The organism is Chamaesiphon sp. VAR_48_metabat_403 (assembly GCF_031422475.1).
Classification (GTDB): Bacteria; Cyanobacteriota; Cyanobacteriia; order Cyanobacteriales; family Chamaesiphonaceae; genus Chamaesiphon.
Genome location: NZ_JANPLS010000469.1, coordinates 1 through 5,018 on the forward strand (window position 1 = coordinate 1; position 5,018 = coordinate 5,018).

Below are 5,018 nucleotides of genomic sequence, written 5' to 3' on the forward strand. Positions count from 1 at the left end.
GTGGGGCACACCGGAACATGGGGGTCTGACCCCCTCAACGCTTGGGGAGATGCGATCTCTACTCCAGTTGGTGAAAACCTGCTGGAGCAAATCGAATCGTAGAGCCAAGAATCCTCCTCGCTTCAGCGGGAGGAGTGTCAACTGAATTAGTTCGCTAAAAAGGCTCACAAATGTTTGATAAAAGTTTTTAATTCTTAATAAATAATCCGGCATAGAGTCCCAAAAAGCCGTCAAAGCCTTGTCTGCAAACGATTCAAGCATAAGATCCACTAATCGATCGCTCGAAAAATTTATCCAACTTTTACCAAATTAGCGGCAATTGGCAATGGTTTTAATCATCGACAACTATCTCTAAATTTGGATAGTTATGAGGATCGTGAGATCGATCGACGGTAAGAGCGGCAAAATCGATTTCTAAATCGCCCGTGATGTCGGCGGGAACAGGGGTAGAAAATCGAGGGGATGGCTGTGAGAGTGGCGGAATTTTTAGGGGAATGGGTTCTGGGTTGAAAATGTGGCTGCTGGGAAATGACTCGACGGGGGCGATATCTGGATGTGTAAAGGCTGGTTCTCGCTCGTAAGCAAGGGGAACGGCAGGATAGAGATCGGACGGCGAAACTTTAGGCGAGCTAGGTTGCGAACGTACCGAAGGAGCAATTAGATTGCCGATTGTCAGTGCTTCTATTTTCAACTCGTGCGTGAGTCGCTCGACAGTTGCGGTTGAATCAGCTTCTACCCGATCGAACATTTGGAGTAACGAGAGTTCGGATTCGGCGAGAGGATTGAGATTGAGCGAGATGGTAAAGTTAGTGGAACCAAGTTGAATGTTATATTTATCGGAAAGATTTACCTCTCCTAGTAACAAACCGCTTTTTAAGTCCGCTGGTAAATCGAGTTGACCCCTAAAAGTAAACGCATCTAAATTCGGTGGTAAAGTGCGTTCGATCGATGCGACAATTTCCGACGTTTGAGGATGGCGCACACAGATCGATAATTTCTCGATTTTCGCTGGTTGTAAGAGGTTGGCACTTACCAGCCGTAAGTTACAATCACCGACGATCGTCAGACAATTGCCAGGAATTATTCCCGAAAAAGTCGATCGATTCAAGCTAATTGCTTGCGATGGGGGGTCGCAAATTGCGTTAAATTGGATATCGCCAGGTGCGAGCCGAAGATTTGGCGTTGGCGCGGGTTGGAGCGAGTCTCGCTCTAGTTGCTCTAACAGTCGCGCCAGTCCTTCTGCCCAATTTTCGCGTTCGTCTGCTGTCGTCGCCATCGGTTCCATCGGCTCAGTAGGTGGTTCGATCTCTTCTACTCGATCGAGAACTGCGCTGACAGTGGGGGCTACAACGGCTGCTACTGGTGGTGCAGTGCGGGGTAAAACGCGGAGTTTGAGAATGCGATGCCGGACCTCTTGGCTAGCAATACCACTACAGACAAACTGCCACATTCCAGACTGCAATTGCGTAAAGGGAATAATCAGCACCAATCCTTTGGCATTACTAGTTTGAGAGACCGATCGCGATCGTCGTTTTGGTACAGTCTCACCTAATGTCTGATGGGTAATCCGAGTCTGGATTTCTGTATGGGGAAGGTTAGTACTCGCAACGATCCGATATTTACCTGCCATCAATTGCAGATTGCCCGTCTCGATCTGTCGCCATCCGCGATCGCCATCACGCTGAATTAGAAATTCCCAATCTGCCATTGAATGACCCCTTGCGCTAGATCCAAACGCTAGTATTCTACAAGATTAGCGATCGCGAAACTAGCGATCTTGAAAAGATGGGAGACTGGGGGACGGGGAGACGAGGAGACTGGGAGAGCCATAACGTAGTTCCAAAGCCTAAAACCTAAGACCTAAAGCCTAATATGCAAACCGGAACCATTGTCGCGATCGCCACTGCTGTAGTGCCCCAACAGGGGAGCGTCGGGATCGTGCGGTTGTCGGGGGTAGATGCTGTCGCGATCGCCCGACAGATTTTCAGCCCGCCAGGACAACAGGAATGGGGCAGCCACAGGGTTCTGTATGGCTACGTCCGGCATCCTCAGACTGGTGCTACTATCGATGAGGCGTTATTGCTAATCATGCTCGCGCCGCGATCTTACACGCGCGAGGATGTGGTGGAAATCCACAGTCACGGTGGGATTATTTTGGTACAACAGATTCTCCAACTGTGCGTTGAATGCGGTGCCAAAGTTGCCGAGCCAGGAGAGTTTACCCTGCGGGCATTTTTAAACGGACGGATCGATCTGACTCAAGCCGAAAGCATCAGCGATTTGGTAGGTGCATTATCTCCAGCCGCCGCTCAGACGGCGATCTCCGGATTGCAGGGCAAACTCCGCCAACCGATCGGGAGATTGAGATCGCAAGCTCTAGATTTACTTGCCGAGATTGAGGCGAGAATCGATTTTGAGGAAGATTTACCGCCATTGGACGTGGATGATGTCACTGCAAAATTAACGGCATTAGGAGTCGAAATCGGGCAGATTGTGGCGACGGCCGATCGCGGGGAGTTATTACGCAGTGGCTTAAAGGTGGCAATTCTCGGACAGCCGAATGTTGGCAAGTCTAGTCTGTTGAATGCTTGGAGTCGAAGCGATCGGGCGATCGTGACACCCTTACCCGGTACGACGCGAGATGTAGTCGAATCTCAATTAGTCGTGGGTGGGATTCCCATTCGGGTATTAGATACGGCGGGAATTCGGGATACTGAAGATGTGGTGGAACAAATTGGTGTGGCGCGTTCGCGGGCAGCGGCTCTATCTGCCGATTTGGTGTTGCTGACGATCGACGCTCAGGTAGGATGGACTCAAGCGGAGGCAGAAATCTATACTCAGATCGAGGGAATCTCGACGATTGTGGTGATTAATAAAATCGATCTGGTGAAAACTACTCCTGTTCTAAATTTACCAGCTAAGATTGGTACGATCGTCGAGACGGCTGCGGCGATCGATCTAGGCATCGATCGACTCGAAACAGCTATTTTAGATATTATTGCCACGGGTAAACTCACCGCTGCTAATATCGATATTGCCATCAATCAACGTCAAGCAGCGGCTCTAATTCGCGCCCAAATTGCCCTCGAACGGGTGTTAACGACGATCGAGGATAAACTGCCCCTAGACTTCTGGACGATCGACTTACGGGAAGGAATTAGGGCCTTAGGTGAAGTTACAGGCGAGGAGGTAACCGAATCGGTACTCGATCGGATCTTTAGTCGCTTTTGTATCGGTAAGTAAGCAATTATTCTCGCATTTTAACTAGGGCATCTCGGACTGTCGCTGGTAGCTGACGCATGATTTTGCCTTTTTCACGATCGACAGCGACTAACGTTACCATTCCAGTCAGATAGACGATCGATCGATCTACTGATTCGATTTCATATTCCCAGATAATGCGTACGCCTTCCATATCGATCGTGCGAGTTTTAACGATTGCCGATTCGCCCATTTTCAAGGCGCGGTGATAGCGAATTGACACTTCTACGACTGGTAAATCGCAACCCATTGCGACTAAATCGGCAAAATCGATCCCGATCGATTTGAGCGAAGTCACGCGTGCTTCTTCCATCCAGGCGAGATAGGTACCATGCCAGACCACGCCACCATAATCGGTATGATGGGGATGTACCACGATCGGGTATTCAAACCAGTTACCAGACATGGCTTGATAACTCAATTTTTCGATCGCGCTATTAGCCGGAATTGGCGGACGAAGATCGGTAGATTCTGACATAGTAATAAATCTGCGATCGAGCGATACAGATAAAAGGATTGTGCGTTATCTTAGCTAGATATTAATAGCTAACCTAAGTATGAATATATGCCGGATTGCCGCACTTATATGGGGGTTAATTGTAATTATCGCCAGCAGTACGATCGTTACGATACCAACTGCTAATGCGGGAACCAACGCAGTTCAAAGCGATCTTCGATTTACACCCCAGCAAACAGAAATCGTCGAACGGTTAAAAGCTGCCAGCGTTGTCTATTTGGGCGAAACTCACGATCGCGATGTCGATCGTCAACAACAGTTAGCAATTTTGCAAGCATTATTTCAGCATAAACCACAGTTGGCAATCGGTCTGGAAATGTTTCAGCGTCCCGCGCAACCGTTACTGGATCTTTATTTAGCAGGTAATATTACTGCTACTCAATTACGTCAAAAGTCAGAATTTGATAAACGGTGGGGCTACAAGTGGGAATCTTACGCGACGATTCTAGAATTTGCGAAAGCTAACCGCTTACCAGTAATTGCCCTCAATACCCCTACCGAAATTACGCGTAAAGCTGCAAAGCAAGGCTTAGAAAGTCTGACCCCCACCGAACTCCAATATATCCCGCCCATTGCCGATCTCGATCGCAGCAATCTCGCCTATCAGCGGATTGTTTTGAGTAGTTATCAACAACATGCCGGGATTGTCTCGATTTCGAGTAAAAGTTTCGACAGGTTCTATACCGCCCAACTATTATGGGATGAAACGATGGCAGAACGGGTGGCTGAGTTTGTTAAGCAAAATCCCGATCGACAAACGATCGTTATTGCTGGCAGTTCCCACATTATCTATGGTTACGGCATTCCCGATCGAGTCATGCGACGGATGGGCACTAATTCGCGGTTTACTCAGAAAACAGTTTTACTCAGTCACGAACTAGATCCGCAACAACCCGCTCCTGCTGACTTTATTTGGGATCGAACCAATCCTGCTAAGTGAGTCAGAATGCCCAATTCACATACATAACCAAAACTAATTACTCCCATCAGGTTAACAAAACTGAGAAAGGTTTACAAACATTAACAATCGGGTTAAATTAGACTTATACATAAAAAACATTCCGTTCTACACAGAACAAACAGCAATCATCATCACATGACCACAACCTTACAACGCACCCAGAACGCGAACGTCTGGGAACGCTTCTGTAGCTGGATCGCCTCCACAGAAAACCGCATCTACATCGGCTGGTTCGGCGTACTCATGGTACCAACCCTCCTCTCCGCCACCATCTGCTTC

General features: G+C 48.2%; 4 protein-coding genes and 1 pseudogene. 3 read left to right on the forward strand and 2 right to left on the reverse strand.

Annotated elements, in window-relative coordinates; translation table 11 throughout:
- Positions 1-331: 331 nt before the first annotated feature.
- Complete coding sequence (locus tag RMO79_RS22525; protein ID WP_310485504.1) at positions 332-1,708, reverse strand: hypothetical protein; 1,377 nt, start codon at positions 1,706-1,708, stop codon at positions 332-334.
- A 164-nt stretch (positions 1,709-1,872) separates the two neighbouring features.
- On the opposite strand from RMO79_RS22525, the gene mnmE reads away from it, so the two are divergent.
- Positions 1,873-3,243, forward strand: coding sequence for a tRNA uridine-5-carboxymethylaminomethyl(34) synthesis GTPase MnmE (mnmE, locus tag RMO79_RS22530; RefSeq protein ID WP_310485505.1), 1,371 nt, complete (start codon positions 1,873-1,875; stop codon positions 3,241-3,243).
- Positions 3,244-3,247: 4 nt separating this feature from the next.
- Here the strand turns inward: mnmE and RMO79_RS22535 are convergent, their stop codons facing one another.
- Positions 3,248-3,739 carry a thioesterase family protein gene (locus RMO79_RS22535; RefSeq protein ID WP_310485506.1) on the reverse strand — a complete coding sequence of 164 codons (492 nt, stop codon included), beginning with the start codon at positions 3,737-3,739 and terminating at the stop codon, positions 3,248-3,250.
- A gap of 79 nt (positions 3,740-3,818) precedes the next feature.
- Between RMO79_RS22535 and RMO79_RS22540 the strand changes: the two genes are divergently transcribed.
- The gene (locus RMO79_RS22540) at positions 3,819-4,718 is read left to right on the forward strand and encodes a ChaN family lipoprotein (protein WP_310485507.1); all 900 of its coding nucleotides are present in this window, start codon (positions 3,819-3,821) and stop codon (positions 4,716-4,718) included.
- 156 nt (positions 4,719-4,874) lie between these two features.
- Positions 4,875-5,018, forward strand: a pseudogene (locus tag RMO79_RS22545) (photosystem II q(b) protein); the annotation flags it as partial.